18 protein-coding genes and 1 tRNA gene are annotated in these 18,750 nt (G+C 68.0%); 7 read left to right on the forward strand and 12 right to left on the reverse strand.

The genetic code is table 11. The annotated features are described in order from the left end of the window. Nucleotides 1–38: 38 nt before the first annotated feature. The 4 genes from ACMUOO_RS03925 to ACMUOO_RS03940 all read right to left on the reverse strand — a co-directional run bounded on the left by ACMUOO_RS03925 (nucleotide 39) and on the right by ACMUOO_RS03940 (nucleotide 1,902). On the reverse strand, nucleotides 39–434 hold the full coding sequence (locus tag ACMUOO_RS03925) for a hypothetical protein (RefSeq protein ID WP_301918229.1): 396 nt from the start codon (nucleotides 432–434) through the stop codon (nucleotides 39–41). An 18-nt stretch (nucleotides 435–452) separates the two neighbouring features. Beyond that, nucleotides 453–635, reverse strand: coding sequence for a hypothetical protein (locus ACMUOO_RS03930; RefSeq protein WP_301918230.1), 183 nt, complete (start codon nucleotides 633–635; stop codon nucleotides 453–455). Between the two features lie 236 nt (nucleotides 636–871). Next, on the reverse strand, nucleotides 872–1,327 hold the full coding sequence (locus tag ACMUOO_RS03935; protein WP_301918231.1) for a disulfide bond formation protein B: 456 nt from the start codon (nucleotides 1,325–1,327) through the stop codon (nucleotides 872–874). Then, on the reverse strand, nucleotides 1,324–1,902 hold the full coding sequence (locus ACMUOO_RS03940) for a YqaA family protein (protein WP_301918232.1): 579 nt from the start codon (nucleotides 1,900–1,902) through the stop codon (nucleotides 1,324–1,326). The genes ACMUOO_RS03935 and ACMUOO_RS03940 overlap by 4 nt, the downstream gene beginning before the upstream one ends. Before the next feature lie 147 nt (nucleotides 1,903–2,049). Between ACMUOO_RS03940 and ACMUOO_RS03945 the strand changes: the two genes are divergently transcribed. From ACMUOO_RS03945 to ACMUOO_RS03965, 5 genes are all read left to right on the forward strand, one after another. Beyond that, a complete protein-coding gene (locus ACMUOO_RS03945; protein WP_301918233.1) occupies nucleotides 2,050–2,904 on the forward strand; it encodes a neutral zinc metallopeptidase in 855 nt (284 codons plus the stop codon). A gap of 56 nt (nucleotides 2,905–2,960) precedes the next feature. After that, a tRNA-Leu gene (locus ACMUOO_RS03950) sits at nucleotides 2,961–3,044 on the forward strand. 592 nt (nucleotides 3,045–3,636) lie between these two features. Then, nucleotides 3,637–5,433, forward strand: coding sequence for a Hint domain-containing protein (locus ACMUOO_RS03955; RefSeq protein ID WP_301918234.1), 1,797 nt, complete (start codon nucleotides 3,637–3,639; stop codon nucleotides 5,431–5,433). Between the two features lie 12 nt (nucleotides 5,434–5,445). Next, nucleotides 5,446–6,096, forward strand: a complete 651-nt coding sequence (locus ACMUOO_RS03960; protein WP_301918235.1) for a Hint domain-containing protein — start codon at nucleotides 5,446–5,448, stop codon at nucleotides 6,094–6,096. 153 nt (nucleotides 6,097–6,249) lie between these two features. After that, nucleotides 6,250–6,924 (forward strand): Hint domain-containing protein, encoded by a 675-nt coding sequence (locus ACMUOO_RS03965; protein ID WP_301918236.1) that lies wholly within the window; start codon nucleotides 6,250–6,252, stop codon nucleotides 6,922–6,924. Nucleotides 6,925–6,943: 19 nt separating this feature from the next. Here the strand turns inward: ACMUOO_RS03965 and ACMUOO_RS03970 are convergent, their stop codons facing one another. Then, nucleotides 6,944–7,537, reverse strand: a complete 594-nt coding sequence (locus ACMUOO_RS03970; RefSeq protein WP_301918237.1) for a nucleotidyltransferase family protein — start codon at nucleotides 7,535–7,537, stop codon at nucleotides 6,944–6,946. A gap of 145 nt (nucleotides 7,538–7,682) precedes the next feature. Next, nucleotides 7,683–10,106, reverse strand: a complete 2,424-nt coding sequence (locus ACMUOO_RS03975; protein ID WP_413854879.1) for a GcvT family protein — start codon at nucleotides 10,104–10,106, stop codon at nucleotides 7,683–7,685. 217 nt (nucleotides 10,107–10,323) lie between these two features. Here ACMUOO_RS03975 and ACMUOO_RS03980 point away from each other — a divergent pair, with 217 nt between their 5' ends. Continuing rightward, the gene (locus ACMUOO_RS03980; protein ID WP_413854880.1) at nucleotides 10,324–11,889 is read left to right on the forward strand and encodes an ArnT family glycosyltransferase; all 1,566 of its coding nucleotides are present in this window, start codon (nucleotides 10,324–10,326) and stop codon (nucleotides 11,887–11,889) included. Here the strand turns inward: ACMUOO_RS03980 and ACMUOO_RS03985 are convergent. The 6 genes from ACMUOO_RS03985 to ACMUOO_RS04010 all read right to left on the reverse strand — a co-directional run bounded on the left by ACMUOO_RS03985 (nucleotide 11,873) and on the right by ACMUOO_RS04010 (nucleotide 17,660). After that, nucleotides 11,873–13,168 carry a branched-chain amino acid ABC transporter permease gene (locus ACMUOO_RS03985; RefSeq protein WP_301918240.1) on the reverse strand — a complete coding sequence of 432 codons (1,296 nt, stop codon included), beginning with the start codon at nucleotides 13,166–13,168 and terminating at the stop codon, nucleotides 11,873–11,875. The two genes, ACMUOO_RS03980 and ACMUOO_RS03985, sit on opposite strands and share 17 nt — an antisense overlap. Continuing rightward, nucleotides 13,165–14,175, reverse strand: coding sequence for a branched-chain amino acid ABC transporter permease (locus ACMUOO_RS03990; RefSeq protein WP_301918241.1), 1,011 nt, complete (start codon nucleotides 14,173–14,175; stop codon nucleotides 13,165–13,167). The genes ACMUOO_RS03985 and ACMUOO_RS03990 overlap by 4 nt, the downstream gene beginning before the upstream one ends. Before the next feature lie 64 nt (nucleotides 14,176–14,239). After that, nucleotides 14,240–14,734, reverse strand: coding sequence for a hypothetical protein (locus tag ACMUOO_RS03995; protein WP_301918242.1), 495 nt, complete (start codon nucleotides 14,732–14,734; stop codon nucleotides 14,240–14,242). A 4-nt stretch (nucleotides 14,735–14,738) separates the two neighbouring features. Further along, entirely contained in the window at nucleotides 14,739–15,566 is an 828-nt protein-coding gene (locus ACMUOO_RS04000; RefSeq protein WP_301918243.1) for an ABC transporter ATP-binding protein, read from the reverse strand. Further along, nucleotides 15,563–16,363: an ABC transporter ATP-binding protein gene (locus ACMUOO_RS04005; RefSeq protein WP_301918244.1), complete on the reverse strand. Its 801-nt coding sequence runs from the start codon at nucleotides 16,361–16,363 to the stop codon at nucleotides 15,563–15,565. Before ACMUOO_RS04005 ends, ACMUOO_RS04000 begins: the two co-directional genes overlap by 4 nt. Nucleotides 16,364–16,475: 112 nt before the next feature. Continuing rightward, a complete protein-coding gene (locus tag ACMUOO_RS04010; RefSeq protein WP_301918245.1) occupies nucleotides 16,476–17,660 on the reverse strand; it encodes an ABC transporter substrate-binding protein in 1,185 nt (394 codons plus the stop codon). Nucleotides 17,661–17,827: 167 nt separating this feature from the next. On the opposite strand from ACMUOO_RS04010, the gene ACMUOO_RS04015 reads away from it, so the two are divergent. Continuing rightward, on the forward strand, nucleotides 17,828–18,750 hold a 923-nt coding region (locus tag ACMUOO_RS04015; RefSeq protein ID WP_413854881.1), incomplete at its 3' end, for a PQQ-dependent sugar dehydrogenase.

Raw genomic sequence — 18,750 nt, forward strand, 5'->3', positions numbered from 1 at the left:
CGGGACGGGCAGGACCGCGATCAGCCCTACGGTGGCGATCAGCAGCCCCGTTCCAAGCGGGGCCTCCGGTCCGCGGGCCAGTCGGCGTTGCAGACCCCGAAGGGCGCGGCGAGCGGCATCCAGCCCATGACCGCGAGTATTGCCGCGGCGTAGGCGTGCAGGAGGCCGCCCTCACCGTCCTGGATCACGACAACTGCGGCAGACTCGAGCAGGGCGGCGCGGCCTCCGCCTTCCGCGATGCCGGTGACCCGCCAGCGGAGGGATACCGCGGCAGGGCGGTCGGCGACCGAGCCAAGCAGTTCGGTGTCGTCACTCGGGCCGAAGCTGATCGACAACATACGCGCGTCCTCGGCCAGCGTCGAACCCAGTCGACCGGAAGCGGTGCCGAGCGTCGGACAGATGTGGGGGCAGGTCGCACCGACGAATTCCAGCACTGGCGCGCCGCGATACTCCTACATCCGCGTCTCGGCGCCCGTCTGGTCGCGCAACGTCACATCCGGCAGACCGCATGGTGCGGTGGCGATGTCGAGCCGCCGCGCCGCTTCGGAGGTGAGGGCGCCTCCCTGGCCGGTCCCCCACCAGAACGCCGCGGCGCCGACGGCCGCCACGGCGTCCGTTCCGAGCGCCGTGCGCATGGCCCTTGCCCCTCGCACAGGTTCGCCGAGATGCGCGCGAGGAGCATCGCGATCGGCAAGAGCGTCGAGGCGAGATCCCAGCAGATGCCCGAGCGATGCAGGATCGCCAGCTCCCGCAGTCAGGTCACGAACGGCACCGGGGAGGAACTGACGTAGGAAAAGACCTGTCCGATCGCCATCGCAATGTCCAGGCGCCACCGAAGTGCCCGGGAAACCTTCGGCAAGAATCGCCACAGCTAGCGGCGCCGTGCGGCCGCGACCCATAGCGCCACGAGCGCAAAGGACAGGATCGCGTTCCAGGAGGCCATGGAGATGCCGAAAAGGCTCCAGGCCACCTCGTCGCAGCGGATCAGGGGCGCTGCCATGATCTCGTTGAGAAGGTCTTCGGCGGAACCCGACAGGCTGCCGCCGGAAGTACAGGAATCGGGCCCCTGCCAAAGTCCGCGTTCGACACCGGTATGATAGATGCCGAGCGCGCCGGTGGTGGCGGCCGCCAGTGCCCCGGCCCAGGGAAGCACCCGCCAGGCCGCGACCAGCGCCGCGAGGCCGATCGCCACCGCCGCCCAGTGCGGCCCGCGCTGCCAAAGGCAGAGCTTGCAGGGCGCGTAGCCGAGTGCCTCGAACACATGCGCCCCCGCGAGAAGGGCCGCGGAACCGCCGGCGGCGAGGAGGATGAGGCGAGATCGGGTCATAGGTATTTGATGAGAGCGAAGCCGCCGATCAGGAGCACCATGAAGACCGTGAACATCAACCCGAGCCGACGTTCGACGAAATCCCGGATCGGCGCGCCATACTTCCAGAGGAGCGCCGCGACGACGTAGAACCGCAGCCCCCGCGCCACGATCGCAGACAGGATGAACACCGGCAGGCTGAGGCCCGTCCAGCCGGAGACGATGGTGATGACCTTGAAGGGGAAGGGCGTCACCCCGGCGAAAAGAACCGCCCAGGCGCCATACTGGTTGAACTCCTGCGCGAACTTCGCGCCCGCGTCGGTCTTGCCGTAGAACTCGAGGATCGGCTGGCCCACCGTGTCCCAGAGCACCGCGCCGATGAAATACCCCAGCAGACCGCCCAGCACCGAGGTCACCATCGCAACGGTGGCGACGATCCAGGCGCGGGACGGGCGCGAAATGATCATCGGAATCATGAGGACGTCGGGCGGGATCGGGAAGAACGAACTTTCCACGAAGGAGACGATCCCGAGGGCCCTGAGCGAGTGGCGATGATCCGCGAGTCTGAGCGTCCAGTCGTAGAGGGCACGGATCATGCAAGGGCACCGGCTAGGTTTCTGTCGCGCCGTTAGGCCACGGCCCCGGTCTGGCGTCAAGCGCGTCCCGCCTTCCGGGCAGACGCATTCGCGGCTAGTCTGGAACCTGGGGGGCCAATTGGCGTTCGTGGTTCAGGAGGTGCGGGCATGAGATGGCAGGGACGGCGCGGCAGCGAGAACATCGAGGACAGGCGGCGGATGGGCGCGGGCCGGGCAGGGGGGCTCGGGCTTGGCGGCGTCGTCCTCGTACTGCTCGTGGGATACTTCTTCGGCGTTGACGTGACGCCGCTTCTGAACGGAACCGGCCTCTCCGGCGGCGGCGCGATCCAGAGCGACGTCGAACTGACCGAGGCTGACCAGCGCGCGGCCGAGTTCGTCTCGGTCACGCTCGCCGATACCGAGGAGATATGGTCGGGCATATTCCGCGATGAACTGGGGGCGACCTACGAACCGGTGACGCTTGTCCTTTTCAAGCAGGTCACGCAGTCGCCCTGCGGCAATGCCTCGGGCGCGACCGGACCGTTCTACTGCCCGCTCGACAAGAAGGTCTATCTCGACACCGATTTCTTCGCCGCGCTTTCGCAGCGGATGGGCGCGGGCGGCGACTTCGCCGCGGCCTATGTCGTGGCGCACGAGGTCGCCCATCACGTGCAGGACGAACTTGGCATCCTCGGCAAGACCACGGCGCTGCGCCAGCAGTCCTCGGAAGCGGAATCGAACGCCATCTCGGTCCGGGTGGAGCTTCAGGCCGACTGTTTCTCGGGCCTCTGGGCACGGCATGCGCATGAAGCCTTCGGCACCCTCGAGAAGGGCGACATCGCCGAGGCGATGAACGCCGCGGAAAAGATCGGCGACGACACGCTGATGAGAAACGCAGGCCGCCGGCCGATGCCCGACAGCTTCACCCACGGCACGTCCGAGCAGCGCCAGCGCTGGTTCGCGACCGGGTTCGAAAGCGGCTCGTTGCAGGCCTGCGACACGTTCGCGGCGGCCAACCTCTGATCGGGGTCGATCACCCTCTTGCCGCGGCGACCCGGGGGCGTTAGACGGCCAGAGTGGCCCGAGTGGCGGAATGGTAGACGCAGCGGATTCAAAATCCGTCGCCGCAAGGCATGCGAGTTCGAGTCTCGCCTCGGGCACCACATCCCTGACTTCCTTCACCGCGTGAGGCGCGAATCGCGTCGCCGCAAGTTGCGGCTGGCGGTGGCGTAGTCGTCAACAATCAGAGGCCGCGGCGCAGTTTGGTTGCGTTTCGTGGGCGGAGCGGCGGCTGAGGCCTGGAACGCGATACGTCGGGGCAGCGCGGAAGGCTTCCGACTGACTGTTTCGGTCGCCGAAACATCCGCTCTGTCCCGGGCCTTCCGTTCCGGCAAGGCAAGTCCACTTGGCGTCTCTTCGGAAACAATGGTGGCGTTCTTGCGAATTTCACCATGGCAGGCGGTCCGCGTGCCGGCGCCCGGGGCGGGCGAGCCTGCCACAATCCTGCCACTTTGCGCTTTGGTCGCGGCCCCAACGGGGGCTAGGCTGAACGGGCTCTGGGGGGCAAGGTGGTGATTGGCTGGCCTGGGTGCGGGCGGTCCGGGGTGGGACCGCCACACCGGTCACAAGAGGAACCAGACAGAACGTATCTTGGTGCCGCGTCCGACGGGAGCGGCGCATCCTCCAGCGTATGGGTCGCGCAGAATGGCCGGACCCGGCCGGGCGCGGAAGGTGTATTGCGGTGGGAAGGGTGCGATGACGGTCAAGAGTGAGTTCGATCTTCCGGTCGCGGGGCCAGCCGGGCAGGACATGCATCCGGCGGACGCAGGTCCCGCCGTGGCGGCGCTTCGCCTCGACCAGGGCGCGCTCGCGCTCTCCTTCGTGACCGCCGCCCGGATATCCGGAGGCGGAGAGACCCTCGTTTCCGGCGGCGGACTCGAAGCGCCGCAGTTCTCGCTTTCCACAACGACGGATCAGGCCCTTGTCGTCCATCATCGGGTCGACGGCGAAGACCATCGGTTCACGACACCCGCGGCCTTCTTCTCGGAGGGCGACCACCTGAAGGTCGGCTACTCCTGGGATGCCGGGGGCAAGGGCGGCGCCTTCATCGCGACCAACATGTCCTCGGGGGCAACCCATGGGGAAGCGATAGGCGCCGCCCTGACGATGGACCTTGCCGCCGGCGACAGCACCGACTGGACCTTTGCGGATGACGGCGGCCGGACAGCCGACGAGGGCGGGGAAGGGGGCGGGGCGCAGACCGTCACGGCCTTCCAGCTCATGGCCGAGCCGACGGCGCTCGCGGCCGCGCTCGACGGGATCGTCGAGGGGACGGCCGGCAACGATCTGATCGACGTCGATTACACCGGCGACCCTGAGGGCGACCGGATCGACGCCGGCGACGCGGTGCTGCCCGGCGCGGCGCCGAACGACGACCATGTCCTCGCGGGCGACGGCGACGACACGGTCCTCGCCGGACGCGGCGACGATCAGGTGTTCGGCGAGGCCGGCAACGATGTCCTCTTCGGGCAGGGCGGCAATGATATCCTCGACGGCGGCGCGGGCGACGATACGCTCGGCGGCGGTGGCGGGGACGACACGCTCCTCGGCGGCGCGGGTGAGGACTGGCTGGACGGTGATGGCGGCAACGACCTGCTGGATGGCGGCATTGGGGATGATTATCTTACCGCTGCCGAAGGCGACGACACCCTGACCGGCGGCGCCGGCGCCGACACACAGCTGGGTGGCGACGACCGCGACACCTTCACCGGCACCACGTCCGGCGACAGCATCGACGGCGGCGAGGGCGGCATCGACTTTGACACGCTCGACCTCCGCGACTGGGGGAAGGCTGCCACCAACATCATCTTCGATCCCAACAATCCCGAAAACGGTATCGTCGAGTTCCTCGATCCACAGGGGAATATCGTCGGCACCCTCACCTTCGAAAACATCGAGAACATTGTGCCCTGCTTCACACCCGGAACCGCCATCGCCACGCCCAGAGGAGAGCGCGCCATCGAGGAACTCGCGGTTGGCGATCGCGTCGTCACCCGCGACAACGGGATCCAGGAAATCCGCTGGATCGGCCGCAAGACCCTGGACCACGGCCAGCTTGCCGCGGCCGAGCATCTCCGCCCGATCCTGGTCACACGCGGCAGCCTCGGCCAGGGCCTGCCCGAGCGCGACATGCTGGTGAGTCCGAACCACCGTTTCCTGGCCGCCAACGAGCGCACCATGCTCTATTTCGAGGAGCACGAGGTGCTGGTCGCGGCCAAGCATCTGGTGGACAGCAGGACGATCCGGCCGGTCAACGTGCTGGGGGTGACCTACGTCCATTTCATGTGCGACCGGCACGAGGTGGTTCTCGCCAATGGCGCGTGGACGGAATCGTTCCAGCCGGGCGACCATTCGCTCAACGGCCTCGGCAATGCCCAGAGGACCGAGATCTACGAACTGTTTCCGGAACTTGCCGAGAGGCCGGGCCGAAAGGCCTACGTCTCGGCACGCCGTACGCTGAAGCGGTACGAGGCCGCGCTTCTGAGGGAGTGACCGGGAGGGGGCATGAAGACGGACGCCGGACAGGAAGTGTTTCGCACCGGTCTCGCGGCCGGCGCGGGCAGCCTGCGCCTCAGCTATGATGACGACGCGATGACCGTAGGGCGGGTCGAGGTCCTCGGGGAGGCCCTCGGGACCCTTGCGGGGGCCGATCTCGCGCGGGTCGCGGCCGACAGTGCCGGCGTCGCCGAGGGGACGCTGATCGCCACCGAACGCGGCGAGGTCCGGGCCGAGGCACTCCGGCCCGGCGACCGCGTGGTGACGCGCGAGGCAGGACTCCAGCCGGTCATCGGCGTCGTGACGCTCGACATCGGTTGGCGCCAACTCGGCCTTCTGCCGGTGCTCCGTCCGATCCGCATCGCCTCGGGCGCGTTCGGAGAGGCGGGCCCGATCCGCGATCTCCTTGTCGCCGGCGGCCTCGGGATCCTTCCGGCAGGGCGGGGCGAAAGCGCAACGGCCGCGCGCGCGTTGCTGGGCGAACCGGGCGTGGCGGAGGCGGATGTGACAGCAATACGCTATGTGCGGCTCACGCTTCGCCGGTCTGGCGCCATCCTTGCCAACGGTCTTTGGGTCGAGGGCGTTTGCGGACCGGACTCCGCGACTGCTGCGGGCCGGCCCGTCGCGATTGCCGAGGCGGCGCTGGGTTCGGAGAACTGAGCGGGCCCAGCACAACCTGTGGGATGCATCATGGCGGCACCACCCGGATGCTGTCGTGCAACAGCCCATAAAAGGATGAACAAAGTCCTAACTTTCGGCGATTTCCTGGACTAGAGATCGCGGCGTGGAAGTTGTGAGTGTGGAGCGCCGATCATGTGCGGCAGGGGATCAGAGAGAGCGGGGTGCGGCAGCACCGGTGCGGAAGGGCCGCGGCGGCCGCCGCGCACGCCCTGTTTCGTGGCCGGCAGCCGCATCGCGACACAAGCTGGCCCGGTGGCGATCGAGTCGCTCTGCGTCGGTGACCTCGTGCTCACCCGCGACAACGGTTTCCGGCCGATCCGCTGGATCGGCGGCCGGGCCTTCGACACCTCTGCCCTGAACGACTATCCCGAACTTAGGCCGGTGCGCATCCGCCGGGGAGCCTTCGGATCGGATGTTCCTTCCGCCGATCTGCTCGTCAGCCCGCAGCACCGTGTGCTGCTGTCGGCCGACCACGTGCCGGTGGCGAGCGCCGAGGCAGAGATACTCGCCGCGGCAACCGATCTCGTGACGCTGGGCCTGGCCCGGGTGGAGGAGACCGCGGCCGTCACATACTATCACATGATGTTCGACCAGCACGAGATCGTCTGGGCCGACGGCTGCTGGAGCGAGAGCTTCCTGCCCGAGGCGTCGGCGCTCGACGGGTTGCACGACGCGCAGTTGCGCGAGATCCTGACGATCTTCCCCGAGCTTGCGACGATGGCCGGGCAGAGCGCCTATCTGCCGGCCCGGCGGATGCTGTCGCTCGACCCGAGGGAACCCGTCCGCATCGTCCCTCGCGCGGCCTGACGGCGCGCCGGGGCCACGTTCACCGGCCCGCGCGCCACGCTTCCCAGTCCTCCGGCGTGTCGAGGTCGGTCACGGCACGGCGGCCGGGCAGGGGCAGCACCCGCACCGTTTCCCCTTCGAGCACGATCCGGGCGCCGCGATCGCCATTCAGCACCGCGACCTCCTGCATGAGTCTCCGGGGCAGGATCACGGGATGGCCGGCTTCCGTTCCGTCCTCCGTCGCGGCGCGCAGCGGTCGCGTCGGGTCCGCGGCGAAGGCGGCGGCCAGCCGGTGCAGGTCGTCCGCCGTCACTTCGGGCATGTCGGGCATGAGGATCATCATCCCCTCGGCCGCGCCGATCTCCCGCGCGCCGGCGCGCAGGCTCGCCGCCATTCCCTCGTGCGCATCGGCGACCGGCAGAATGCGCGCGCCCAGTCCCGCCAGTGCCGCGCGGCGGGCGGGCAGCAGCGGGCCGGTGTCGGGCAATGTCACAAGGACAGGAGCGGCCTCCGACGCGATCCGCGCCGTGCGCCTGAGAACCGGCTCCCCGTCGATGTCTTCCAACAGCTTGTCGGCGCCCCGCATCCGCCGCGAGGCGCCCGCCGCCGGGATGAGAATGACAAGCGCCGCCATCGCGTCCTCCCCGCATGGCCGGGCCGCAGACACCCGATGCAGTATTGCCGCGGTGGCGGCGCGGGGCAAGCCCGGCGTCTTGCCCGGCCTTTCGCGTGTGCGGCCGCCTTCGGCAGTGACGACCCTCCGCGGGACGATCGCCGCCTTACCCCCGCATCCGTGCCCCGTCGGCGTCCCAGAGCGGGCCGTCAATGCGCCGCGCCTTGCGCCGGATGCCGAGGATCTCGATCTCGACCTCGCGCGCACCGGCAAGGTCGGCCGGCAGGAATCCCATGGCGACCGACTGGCCGGACCAGTGCGAATAGCCGCCGCTCGTGCAGAAGCCCACGACCTTCTCGCCGACCCAGATCGGCTCGTAGGCCACGACATCGGCATCGCCGGCCTCGACCACGAAAGCGCAAAGCCGGCGCTTCGACCCTTCCGCCTTTTCCTTCATCGCCGGCGCCTTGCCGATCCAGTCGGCATCCTTGTTCCAGCGGATGAACCGGTCGATGCCGGTCTCTCCGGGGAAGTAGTCGGGCGAGAACTCCCGCGCCCAGGAACCGAAGAGCTTGTCGAGCCGCAGGGACATCATCGCCCGCATGCCGAAGGGCGTCAGGCCCAGATCCTGTCCGGCCGCCCAGAGAGCGTTCCAGAGCGCGCGCTGCTTCATGAAATCACAGTAGATCTCGTAGCCGAGGTCGCCCGTGTAGCTGACGCGCTGGACGAGACAATCGACCATCCCGACAGTGATCTGTTTCGCATCCATGAACCGGAATCCGGCCGCCGACACGTCCGCCCGCGTCACCCGCGCCAGGAGGTCGCGCGCCTTCGGCCCGGCGATCTGGAAGCCGGTGATCCGGTCGGAGACGTTTTCCACCTCGACGCTGGCGTCGAGGTTCTTCTGGAACCAGCGCAAATGCTGGTCCTGCGCGCCGTAGCTGCCGGTGATCTGGAACACGGTTTCCGAAAGGCAGGTCACGGTGAAATCGCCGATGATCTTGCCCTTGGGGCTGAGCATCGGGGTCAGCGAGAGCCGCCCCGGCTTCGGGATCGCGCCGGCCATGATCCGGTCGAGCCAGCCACGTGCATTCGGCCCCGTCACGCGGAACTTGCCGAAATTCTGCACCTCGTTGATGCCGACGCCCTCGCGCACCGCGCGGACCTCGCGCGCCGTCGCCTCCCAGGCGTTGGAGCGTTTGAAGCTCGGCGTCTCGTAGCGCGGCTCCTTGTCGTGGGCGAAGTAGTTGACCACCTCGAGCCCGTACTGCTGGCCCCAGACCGCGCCCATGCCGTCGAAGATGTCGTACATCGGCGTCGTGCGGAAGGGCCTGGCGGCGGGGCGTTCCTCGTTCGGATAGCTCACCGAAAACCGCATCTGGTAGTTCTCGATCACCTTCGGGACGGTATAGCCCGGCGAGGTCCACTTGCCGAAGCGCGCCACGTCGAAGCCGCGCGGATCGACCTCGGTCTCGCCGTGGGTCATCCATTCGGCAAGGCTCTTGCCCATGCCGCCGCCCTGGGAAAAGCCCGCCATCACCGCGCAGGCCGACCAGTAGTTCCTGAGGCCCGGCATCGGGCCGATCAGCGGGTTGCCATCGGGGGCGAAGGTGAAGGGGCCGTGGATCACCCGCTTGACGCCCGCGCGCTCGAGCACCGGGAAGCGGCGATAGGCGAAGGCGACGGACTCCTCGATCTTGGTGAAATCCTCGTTCAGAAGCTCATGCCCGAAGTTCCAGGGCGTGCCGTCCACGCTCCAGGGTTCGCAGGGCTTCTCGTAGAAGCCGATGCACATGCCCCGGCCTTCCTGGCGCAGGTAGCTTTCGCCGCCGGGGTCCATCACATGGGGGAATTCCTTGCCCTGGTCGAGAATCGCCATGATCTCCGGGATGTCGTCGGTCACCAGATACTGGTGTGCCATCGGCAGGAGCGGCAGGTAGACGCCGGCCATCGCGCCCACCTCGCGCGCCCAGAGGCCGCCGGCGTTCACCACATGCTCGGCGTGGACAGTGCCCTTCTCGGTCACCACGTCCCAGGTCCCGTCGGGTCGCGGCGTGGTCGCCAGAACCCGGTTGTGCAGAACGATCTCCGCGCCGCCCATCCGCGCCGCCTTGGCATAGGCGTGCGTCGTGCCCGAAGGGTCGAGGTGCCCGTCCAAAGGGTCGTAGAGCGCGCCGATGATGCCGTCGAGGTTGACCTGCCCGAAGGTGAACTCGTGCACTTCCTCGGGCGTCAGGATTTCGGTGTGAAGCCCCATGTAGCGGTGCTTGGCGCGTTCGGCCTTCAGCATCTCGAACCGGGCCTGGTTGTCGGCAAGGGTGATGCCGCCGACGTGGTGGAGGCCGCAGGACATGCCGGTGATCTTTTCCAGCTCCTTGTAGAGCTGGATGGTGTAGCCCTGAAGTGCCGCCATGTTGGTGTCGCCGTTCAGCGTGTGGAACCCGCCCGCCGCGTGCCAGGTGGAACCGGAGGTGAGGTCCGACCGCTCGATCAGCATCACGTCGGTCCAGCCGAATTTCGTCAGGTGATAGAGCACCGAACAGCCGACGACGCCGCCGCCGATGACAACGACCTGTGCATGGGTCTTCATGGGATCTCCCTCGTGATCGCGGGTGGCGCCGGCGGCGGCCCCGTCTCCGCGAAAATGGCAAAGGTGCCGACGGGCAGACAGACCGTCAGCGACGGACTCTGTCGCAAATGGACTGCGCTTCGTCGATTTCACCCGTCTATATCCGGAGGGGGATGGCAGCCGCGCGCATGGTGCGGTTAGTGACTGTGGGGGCATCAATGGCCGAGCGAGGCGGAGTGTGATTCTTTCTCGGACTGTGGGCGCCGCGCTGGTGCTTGCCACGCTTCTGGCAGTCTTTGTCGCGCTGCGACCGCTCGTCCCGGTCGACGAGACGCGCTATCTTGCCGTCGCCTGGGAGATGCGGCTGTCGGGCGACTGGTTCCACCTGACGCGAAACTTCGAGATTTACGCGCACAAGCCGCCGCTGCTCTTCTGGGCGATCAACCTCGTCTGGGGTATCACGGGGGTGCACGAATTCCCCGCCCGACTTGTCGGACCCGCCTTCGGCGTGTCGCTGGCAGTCGCGGCGGCCGGCCTGGGCCGGCGCCTCTGGACGGGCGACGCGGGGATCGGCGCGCGCGCTGTGACGGTCCTCGCCGGCTTCACCGTCTTCCTGATCTATGCCAGCACCACGATGTTCGACGCGATGCTGGGCCTCGCCGCGGTGCTGGGCGCGGCCGTGCTCTGGCGGATCGGCCAGGGCGGGGCAGGTCTGCGGCACTGGGTTGCGTTCGGCGGGGCGCTCGCCTTCGGGACGCTGGCCAAGGGGCCGGTCATCTTCGTCCATCTGCTTCCTGTGCTGCTCACGATGCGGCTCTGGGCACCGGTTCCGCCGCGGCTCCGGGATCAGCTTGCGGGTCTTGGGCTGGCGGTCGCGGCCGGACTCGCGATCGTTGGGCTCTGGCTCGTCCCGGCGCTTGTCGCAGGCACGGCAGAGTTCCGGCGCGAGCTTCTCTGGACGCAGTCGGCTGCGCGCGTGGCCGGCGGGCTGGCCCATGACCGGCCAGTGTGGTTCTTTCTCGCCCTGCTGCCGATTCTTCTCTTTCCATGGGGATGGTCGGCGCGGCTCTGGCGCCGGATCGGCGAATGCGTCCGCGCGGACCCGGCCGCGCGCATGCTGGCGATCTGGGCGGTGTCGGCGGTCGTCCTGTTCTCGTTCATCTCGGGCAAGCAGACGCACTACCTGCTGCCCGAATACCCCGCTGTGGCCTTGCTCGTGGCGCGGGCCCTGCCGGGCCTCTACGGTGCCCGCGCGTGGCGCGCCGCGGCGCTGGTTCCCTTCGGCGCGGCACTTGCCGCTTGCGCCGTGGCGGCCGGGTTCGTGCCGGCCGCGCGCGACTTCGCCGCGGCTGCGCCCGGCTGGTTCCTCCCGGTCGTCGCGGTCGGATGCCTCGGGCTCGCGGTCGCGGTCCTGCTGCTGCCACGGCCCGCCAACGCTGCGCTCGCAGGCGCGGGCATGGCCCTTGCCGCGCACGTGTTTCTCGCTACGGGCGGGCTGACGAGCCAGTACGATAGCGCGGCCATCGTGGCCCGGATCGACACGGCGCGGGATCGGGGAATAGCGGTCGCCGCCATGACCTACAGCGCCGAGTTCAACTTCGGCGCGCGGCTTACGGCACCGGTCGCCACGCCGAAGACACCCGCGGCCCTCAGGGACTGGAGCGTGGCGCACCCCGGCGGGCTTGTCCTCGGGCCGGTCGGGCGCGTGCCCGTCGATGTCCCGCCCGCCGAGACGATCCGTTACAACGGCCTCGATCTCGGTCTCTGGCCGGCCGGGACCGTCGCCGTCAGCGTTCGGGAATGAGCCCGCGCGGGCTGAAGCGGAGCACGAGGAGCAGCACCAGCCCCATGGTCAGGAGCCGCATGTGGGCCGCGCTTTCCTGGAGGTGCGTCTTCAGCGTGCCATCGGCCATGCCGGCGGTGATGAAGTCCATCAGCGCATTGCCCCAGGGCTCGACCTTGATCCACAGGAACCAGATCAGGAAGCCGCCGAGCACCGCGCCCCAGTTGTTGCCCGAACCGCCGACGATCACCATGACCCAGATGAGAAAGGTGAAGCGCAGGGGATTGTAGGTGCCGGGGGTGAGCTGGCTGTCGAGCGTGACGATCATCGCGCCGGCGAGCCCGCAGATCGCCGAGCCGAGGACGAAGATCTGCAAGTGCCGCCGTGTCACATCCTTGCCCATCGCCTCGGCCGCCGTCTCGTTGTCGCGGATTGCGCGCATCATCCGGCCCCAGGGCGAGTTCAGCGCCTTCTCCGACGCCCAGATGAGCGCGAGAAGGATCGCCGTGAAGAGCCCGGCATAAAGAAGCTTCACGACGATGGTCGAGGCCGTCACCGGGTCCGAGCCGAGGCCTGCGGCCCATTCGACGAAACCGGGGCTCCTCTGAAGATCGACTTCGTAGGGGACAGGGCGCGGAATCCCGATGACGTTCTTCACGCCCCGTGCCAGCCAGTCTTCGTTCTTCATCACCGCGAGGATGATCTCGGCGATGCCGAGCGTGGCGATGGCAAGATAGTCCGAGCGGAGCCCGAGCGCCGTCTTGCCGACCGCCCAGGCCGCGCCCGCGGCGAGGAGCGCGCCGACCGGCCAGGAGAGGAGCACCGGCAGCCCGAGCCCGCCGATGTTCGAGTAGGTGGCCGGCGTGAAGGCCTCCACCACATCGACCGCGGGATCGAACAGCGCGCGGAAGAGGAAGAAGCCGCCGATCATCGTGACAAGAAGGGCGATGACCCGGACCGCCCCGGCGAGCCGCTTGTTCGCCAGGATGGCGAGCGCGATGACACCTGCCCCGACGAGAAGCGCGAAGATGATGCGGAAGGCCCCTGCGGCCGTCCAGACCTCGGTCACAGGCGGGGTCGCGATCAGGACGGGCGCGAGCCCGCCGAGCGCGACGAAGCCCATGACGCCGACGTTGAAGAGCCCGGCATAGCCCCATTGCATGTTCACGCCGAGCGCAAGGATGGCGGAAATCAGCCCCATGTTGACGATGCCGAGCGCGGTGTTCCAGCTCGCCGTCAGCCCCTCGCCGACGATGAGCGCCGCGACGAAGGCAAAGAGAAGCAGGTTGCGCGTGTTCATACCGCTTTCCCCTTGAAGAGGCCGGTGGGCTTGAAGAGGAGGACGACGATCAGGATCGCGAAGGACACCGCGAACTTGTAGTCGGTGGAAAGAAGCTGTGCGAGGCCGTCAGGGGCAAGGCTTTCGGGCAGGACATAGGTCGCGACCTTCTTCCAGGCATAGGTGAAGCCGACCTCCGAGAAGGCGATGAGGAATCCGCCGGCAATGGCGCCAAGCGGATTGCCGAGCCCGCCGACGATGGCGCTGGCGAAGATCGGCAGCAGGAGCTGGAAGTAGTTGAATGCCTTGAAGCTCTTGTCGAGTCCGTAGAGCGTGCCGGCGATCACCGCGAGTCCGGCCGAGATGATCCAGGTGACCGCCACGACCTTCTCGGGATTGATGCCGGAGAGGAGCGCGAGGTCCTCGTTGTCGGAAAACGCCCGCATCGACTTTCCCGTGCGGGTCCGGTTCAGGAACCAGAAGAGAGCAGCGACGACGACGACGGCGGTGGCGATGGTCAGGGCCTGCGTGGACCGGAACGCGAGCCCCTCGGCGAGGCCCGTCGCCGCCTTGAAGTCGTTGGCGGTGATCAGGAACCGCGCACCGTCATCGAAGCGAATCTCGTCCACCCCGATGAGGAACCGCGTGAGGCCGTTCATGACGAACATCACCCCCATCGCCACGATCACCAGGATCACCGGCGCGGCCTTCTGCTTGCGATAGAAACGATAGACGACGCGGTCGGTCAGAAGCACGAAGGCCGCGGTGACGGCGATGCCGAAGGGCAGCGCCAGGAGCGCCGTCGGGAGCGGGCCGAAATGCAGGCCCATCGACTGGAACCACCAGGTAAAGAGGATCACGAAGCCGGTGCCGAGCGCCATCGTGTCGCCATGCGCGAAGTTGGAGAACCTGAGGATGCCGTAGATCAGCGTCACGCCGAGGGCCCCGAGTGCCAGTTGCGCGCCGTAGGCCGTCGCCGGGATCACGACGAAGTTGAGAAGCGCGACGATCGCGTTGAGAAAATCCATCAGTCCTCTTTCCTGCGGATGCGGCGGATAGTCGGGCGGTCGGGGGCTTGGGATCGGCTCGTCATCATCCCTCCGCGTTGCAGGTGCCGTGCCAGAGCGTCACCCGGTCGGTGGCAGATCGCATGTAGGTGAAGCGGCGGTTCTCGCGGTCGAGATAGAGCACCTCGGTCCCGGCGTCGAAGATCAGCGTCCGGCCGCGCTTGTAGACCACCACCTCCACCGCAGGGCCCGCGCCCGTCATCACCGGTTCGGCCTCCCAGGGGTTCTCCACCCGGACATTGCGGTGCAGGAGCCCGTCGGTGCGGATCGTCTCCGGCAGTCCGAGCGCGTCGGAAGCGTCGACCGGCGGCGGATCGGCCTCGCAGCGGATGCCCCTGACGGTGCGGTCATCGGGAAGGATCGCGTCGGCGTGCGGCGGCACCGCCGTGTGCGTGCCGGCAAGGTCTTGAACCGGCGCCAGCCCTTCCGTTCCGCCAGCCGCGGGTGTCTCGGCCAGCGCGGCGGCGCCGGCCAGAAGGCCGCTCTTCAGTGCCACGCCGAGGACTGCAAGTCGGCCCATCGCCTCAGCCCCCCAGGAAGGTGCGACGAACATCCGGGTCGGCGAGAAGCGCCGCGCCGGTATCGGTGTAGCGGTTGGCGCCCTGGACGAGGACATAGCCCTTGTCGGCGATCTCCAGCGCCTGGCGGGCGTTCTGTTCGACCATCAGGATCGAGATGCCGGTGCGGGCGACCTCGATGATCCGGTCGAAAAGCTCGTCCATGACGATGGGGGAGACGCCGGCGGTCGGTTCGTCGAGCATCAGGAGCTTCGGCTGGGTCATCAGCGCACGGCCGACGGCGACCTGCTGGCGCTGGCCGCCCGAAAGTTCCCCTGCCGGTTGGCGGCGCTTGTCCTTCAGGATGGGGAAGAGATCGAACACCTGCTCCATCGTCGCCCGGAAGTCGTCGCGGCGCAGGAAGGCCCCCATTTCGAGGTTTTCCTCGACCGACATCGACGGGAAGACGTTGTTGGTCTGCGGAACGAAGCCCATGCCCTTGGCGACGCGGTCCTGCGGGCTGAGATGGGTGATGTCCTCGCCGTCGAGCCTGACATGGCCGCCGCGGAGCCGGAGCATGCCGAAGACGGCCTTCATCGCGGTGGACTTGCCGGCGCCGTTCGGGCCGACGATGACCGCGATCTGGCCCTTCTCCACCGTCAGCGTGCAGTCGTGGAGGATGTCGGCCGCGCCGTAGCCGCCGGTCATGCCCTCGGCCGCGAGGAACGGGCCGCCGGGGGCGGGCAAGGCACTTCCGCCGCCCTCCGGATTGTCGATCGTTCCGCCACCGGCCTTTGTGATCGACCGATCCTTGTTGCCGCGGTCGTCCCGGTAGGGGTTGTCGGACCTGGTCATGCGCCGGCCTCCATCTGGGCCTCGGCCTTCACCTTGTTCTTCAGCCCGCGCCCCAGGTAGGCCTCGATCACCGCCTCGTTTTCCATGATATGGGCAGCCGAGCCCCTGGCCAGCACCTTGCCCTCGGCCATCACGATGACCGGGTCGCAGAGCCGGCCGATGAAATCCATGTCGTGCTCGATGACGCAGAAGGTGTAGCCGCGTTCCTTGTTCAGCCGCACGATCGCGTCGCCGATCGTGTTGAGAAGCGTCCGGTTCACGCCCGCGCCCACCTCGTCGAGGAAGACCACCTTCGCCTCGACCATCATCGTGCGGCCAAGCTCCAGAAGCTTCTTCTGGCCGCCCGACAGGTTGCCCGCCCTTTCGTCCGCGAGATGGGAAATGGTCAGGAATTCAAGGACATCATCGGCCTTCTTCGCGAGAGCCGCGTCTTCCTCACGGATGCGGGCGCGATGGAACCAGGCGTTCCAGAGCGTCTCTCCCGACTGGCCCGCCGGCACCATCATCAGGTTTTCCCGGACCGTCATCGAGGAAAACTCGTGCGCGATCTGGAAGGTGCGCAGAAGCCCCTTGTGAAAGAGCGCGTGTGGAGGCAGCCCGGTGATGTCCTCGCCATCCATCACCACGCGCCCCGATGTCGGCGGATGGACCCCGGCGATGACGTTGAAGAGCGTGGACTTGCCCGCGCCGTTCGGCCCTATGAGGCCGGTGATCGACCCGGTGGCGATCTCCAGAGATGCGCCGTCCACGGCGCGGAATCCGCCGAAATGCTTGTGCAGATCCTCGACGATGATCATGCAGTATCCCCACCTGGCGCGCGTGGCGTCTTGGAAACGCCCGCGAAGCTCTTGTTCTTATGTCGAAGAAGGCAGCCCGGTTGGTCGGGCTGCCTTCCGCGTTCTTTGACGGTCAGCGGAACTTGACCGTCTCGTACTTGCCGTCCTTGAACTCGATCTCGCGGTAGTTGCCGGCCGATTCACCCGGCCCGATGAGTTCGACCGCCGTCGCGCCCACGTAGTCGATGTCGGTGCCTGCGGCGATGAGGTCGAGTGCCTTGGCGAGTTCGCCCGGGAAGATCTGTTCGCCCGGGGCGTTCGCCACGTCCATGACCTTGCCGGCGAAGTCGGCCGACTTCGACGAGCCGGCGGCCTGCATCGCCAGCATGATGAGCGCCGCCGCGTCATAGCTTTCGGGTGCGAAGGCCGATGTGCCGTCGAAGCCCGCCGCCGCGGCCATCTCCTGGAACTTCGTCGCGCCGGGGCTGTCGGTGCCCGGATAGGCGCCGTAGGAGCCGTTCAGTTCCGCGCCGAAGTTTTCGTTCAGCTTCTCGCCGACCATGCCGTCCACGAAGTAGAAGGTGGAGAAGGCACCAGTATCGAGCGCGTTCCTGACGATGCCCGAGCCGCCCTGGTCGATGTAGCCGGCGACGACGAGCACATCGCCGCCTGCCGAGGCGAGTGCGCCGACCTCGGCCGAGTAGTCGGCCTTGCCGTCCTCATGCGCGGCCGAGATCGTGACCGTGCCGCCGGACTCTTCCCAGTTGCGCTGGATCGCCTCGGCCAGGCCCTTGCCGTAATCGTTGTTGGTGTAGGTGATGGCGATGGCGCTGACACCCTTTTCCTTCAGGATGTCGCGGACGATCTCGCCCTGGCGCGCATCCGACGGCGCCGTGCGGAAGAACAGGCCGTTGTCCTCGGCCGTCGAGAGCGCAGGAGACGTGGCGGAGGGCGAGATCATGACGATGCCGTTCGGCACCGCGATGTTGGCGAGGATCGCGCCGGTGACACCCGAGCAGTCGGCGCCCATGATGGCGTTGATCTTGTCGGTCGTGACAAGCCTTTCGGCCGCGGCGGTCGCGGCCGCCGCGTCGACGCAGGTGCTGTCGCCGCGGACGGAGGTCACGGTGGAACCGCCCAGCAGCTTGCCGGAATCGGTCACTTCCTTCATCGCCAGTTCGGCGCCCGTGCCCATCGCGGGCGTGATGGATTCCAGCGGCCCGGTGAAACCGAGGATCACGCCGATCTTGATGTCTTCCGCCCCGGCGGCACCGGCCAGGAGGGCCGCCGCAGCGGTGGCAGCGAGAAGTTTCTTCATAAGGTCACTCCCTGTGTGGAACGTTGTCCTGTAGGGCAAACTAGAGGGAGCCGTCTGAAAAGAAAAGCCACTCGGTGGTGCTTCTGCCGGGTTCTGTCACGGGGATTTGGGTTGGTGGCCGCGCCATTGGTCTCTAACTTGCCTCTGCTGTTGCATGGAGGGAACCAATGCGAGCAACGCTGCTGGCTGCCGTCGTGCTGGCGTTCGTCCCTTGCGCGATGACGGCGGCCGAGGTTCAGACGGGTGCCGGCCGCGTGGTGGTCGAGCCCATGGCCACGGGCCTCGTCGAACCGTGGTCGCTTGCCTTCCTGCCCGAGGGCGGGTTTCTCGTGACCGAGCGCGACGGTCGGCTGACGCGGGTGGACCCCGCGGGGGAACGCCACGCGGTCGCGGGCGTGCCGGTGGTCTTCGCGCGCGGGCAGGGCGGGCTTTTCGACGTGCTGCTGCCCCGCGACTTTCCCGACCGGCGCGAGCTTTATCTCAGCTTCGCCAGGCCCCAGGACGGGGGCGCGGGCACGGCACTGGCCCGGGCGCGGCTCGACGGCGACCGGCTGGAGGATCTGGCCATCGTCTGGCAGATGCCGCCCGGCACCACGGGTGGCGTCCATTTCGGCGGGCGACTCGCCGAGGGGCCGGAGGGGGCGATCTACCTGACGGTGGGCGAGCGCGGGGCCTTCGACCCGGCGCAGGACCTCGACGCGCTTATGGGCAAGGTGCTGCGGATGGACCGGGACGGACGCGCCTTGCCGGACAATCCCTTCCCCGACCGCGCCGACGGCACGATCTGGAGCTACGGCCACCGCAACCCGCAGGGGCTTGCCTTCGACGCCGAGGGGCGGCTCTGGGAAAGCGAGCACGGGGCGATGGGCGGCGACGAGATCAACCTGATCGAACCGGGCGGGAACTACGGCTGGCCCGTCATCGCCTACGGGCGGCATTACAGCGGCGAAAGGATCGGCCGCGGCACGGCGGGGGAGGGCGTGACGCAGCCCGCCCACTACTGGGATCCCTCGATCGCGCCCTCGGGCCACATGGTCTATTCCGGCAGGCTCTGGCCGGAGTGGGCTGGGGATCACTTCCTGGGCAGCCT

It is taken from the genome of Albidovulum sp., assembly GCF_041919395.1.
Taxonomy (GTDB): domain Bacteria; phylum Pseudomonadota; class Alphaproteobacteria; order Rhodobacterales; family Rhodobacteraceae; genus Albidovulum.

Excerpts from the sequence above, each read along its gene's own strand:
- ACMUOO_RS03930 (WP_301918230.1), bottom strand. The coding sequence starts at position 635 with ATGCGCACGGCGCTCGGAACGGACGCCGTGGCGGCCGTCGGCGCCGCG.
- ACMUOO_RS03935 (WP_301918231.1), bottom strand. The coding sequence starts at position 1,327 with ATGACCCGATCTCGCCTCATCCTCCTCGCCGCCGGCGGTTCCGCGGCC.
- ACMUOO_RS03940 (WP_301918232.1), bottom strand. The coding sequence starts at position 1,902 with ATGATCCGTGCCCTCTACGACTGGACGCTCAGACTCGCGGATCATCGC.
- ACMUOO_RS03945 (WP_301918233.1), top strand. The coding sequence starts at position 2,050 with ATGAGATGGCAGGGACGGCGCGGCAGCGAGAACATCGAGGACAGGCGG.
- ACMUOO_RS03955 (WP_301918234.1), top strand. The coding sequence starts at position 3,637 with ATGACGGTCAAGAGTGAGTTCGATCTTCCGGTCGCGGGGCCAGCCGGG.
- ACMUOO_RS03960 (WP_301918235.1), top strand. The coding sequence starts at position 5,446 with ATGAAGACGGACGCCGGACAGGAAGTGTTTCGCACCGGTCTCGCGGCC.
- ACMUOO_RS03965 (WP_301918236.1), top strand. The coding sequence starts at position 6,250 with ATGTGCGGCAGGGGATCAGAGAGAGCGGGGTGCGGCAGCACCGGTGCG.
- ACMUOO_RS03970 (WP_301918237.1), bottom strand. The coding sequence starts at position 7,537 with ATGGCGGCGCTTGTCATTCTCATCCCGGCGGCGGGCGCCTCGCGGCGG.
- ACMUOO_RS03975 (WP_413854879.1), bottom strand. The coding sequence starts at position 10,106 with ATGAAGACCCATGCACAGGTCGTTGTCATCGGCGGCGGCGTCGTCGGC.
- ACMUOO_RS03985 (WP_301918240.1), bottom strand. The coding sequence starts at position 13,168 with ATGAACACGCGCAACCTGCTTCTCTTTGCCTTCGTCGCGGCGCTCATC.
- ACMUOO_RS03990 (WP_301918241.1), bottom strand. The coding sequence starts at position 14,175 with ATGGATTTTCTCAACGCGATCGTCGCGCTTCTCAACTTCGTCGTGATC.
- ACMUOO_RS03995 (WP_301918242.1), bottom strand. The coding sequence starts at position 14,734 with ATGGGCCGACTTGCAGTCCTCGGCGTGGCACTGAAGAGCGGCCTTCTG.
- ACMUOO_RS04000 (WP_301918243.1), bottom strand. The coding sequence starts at position 15,566 with ATGACCAGGTCCGACAACCCCTACCGGGACGACCGCGGCAACAAGGAT.
- ACMUOO_RS04005 (WP_301918244.1), bottom strand. The coding sequence starts at position 16,363 with ATGATCATCGTCGAGGATCTGCACAAGCATTTCGGCGGATTCCGCGCC.
- ACMUOO_RS04010 (WP_301918245.1), bottom strand. The coding sequence starts at position 17,660 with ATGAAGAAACTTCTCGCTGCCACCGCTGCGGCGGCCCTCCTGGCCGGT.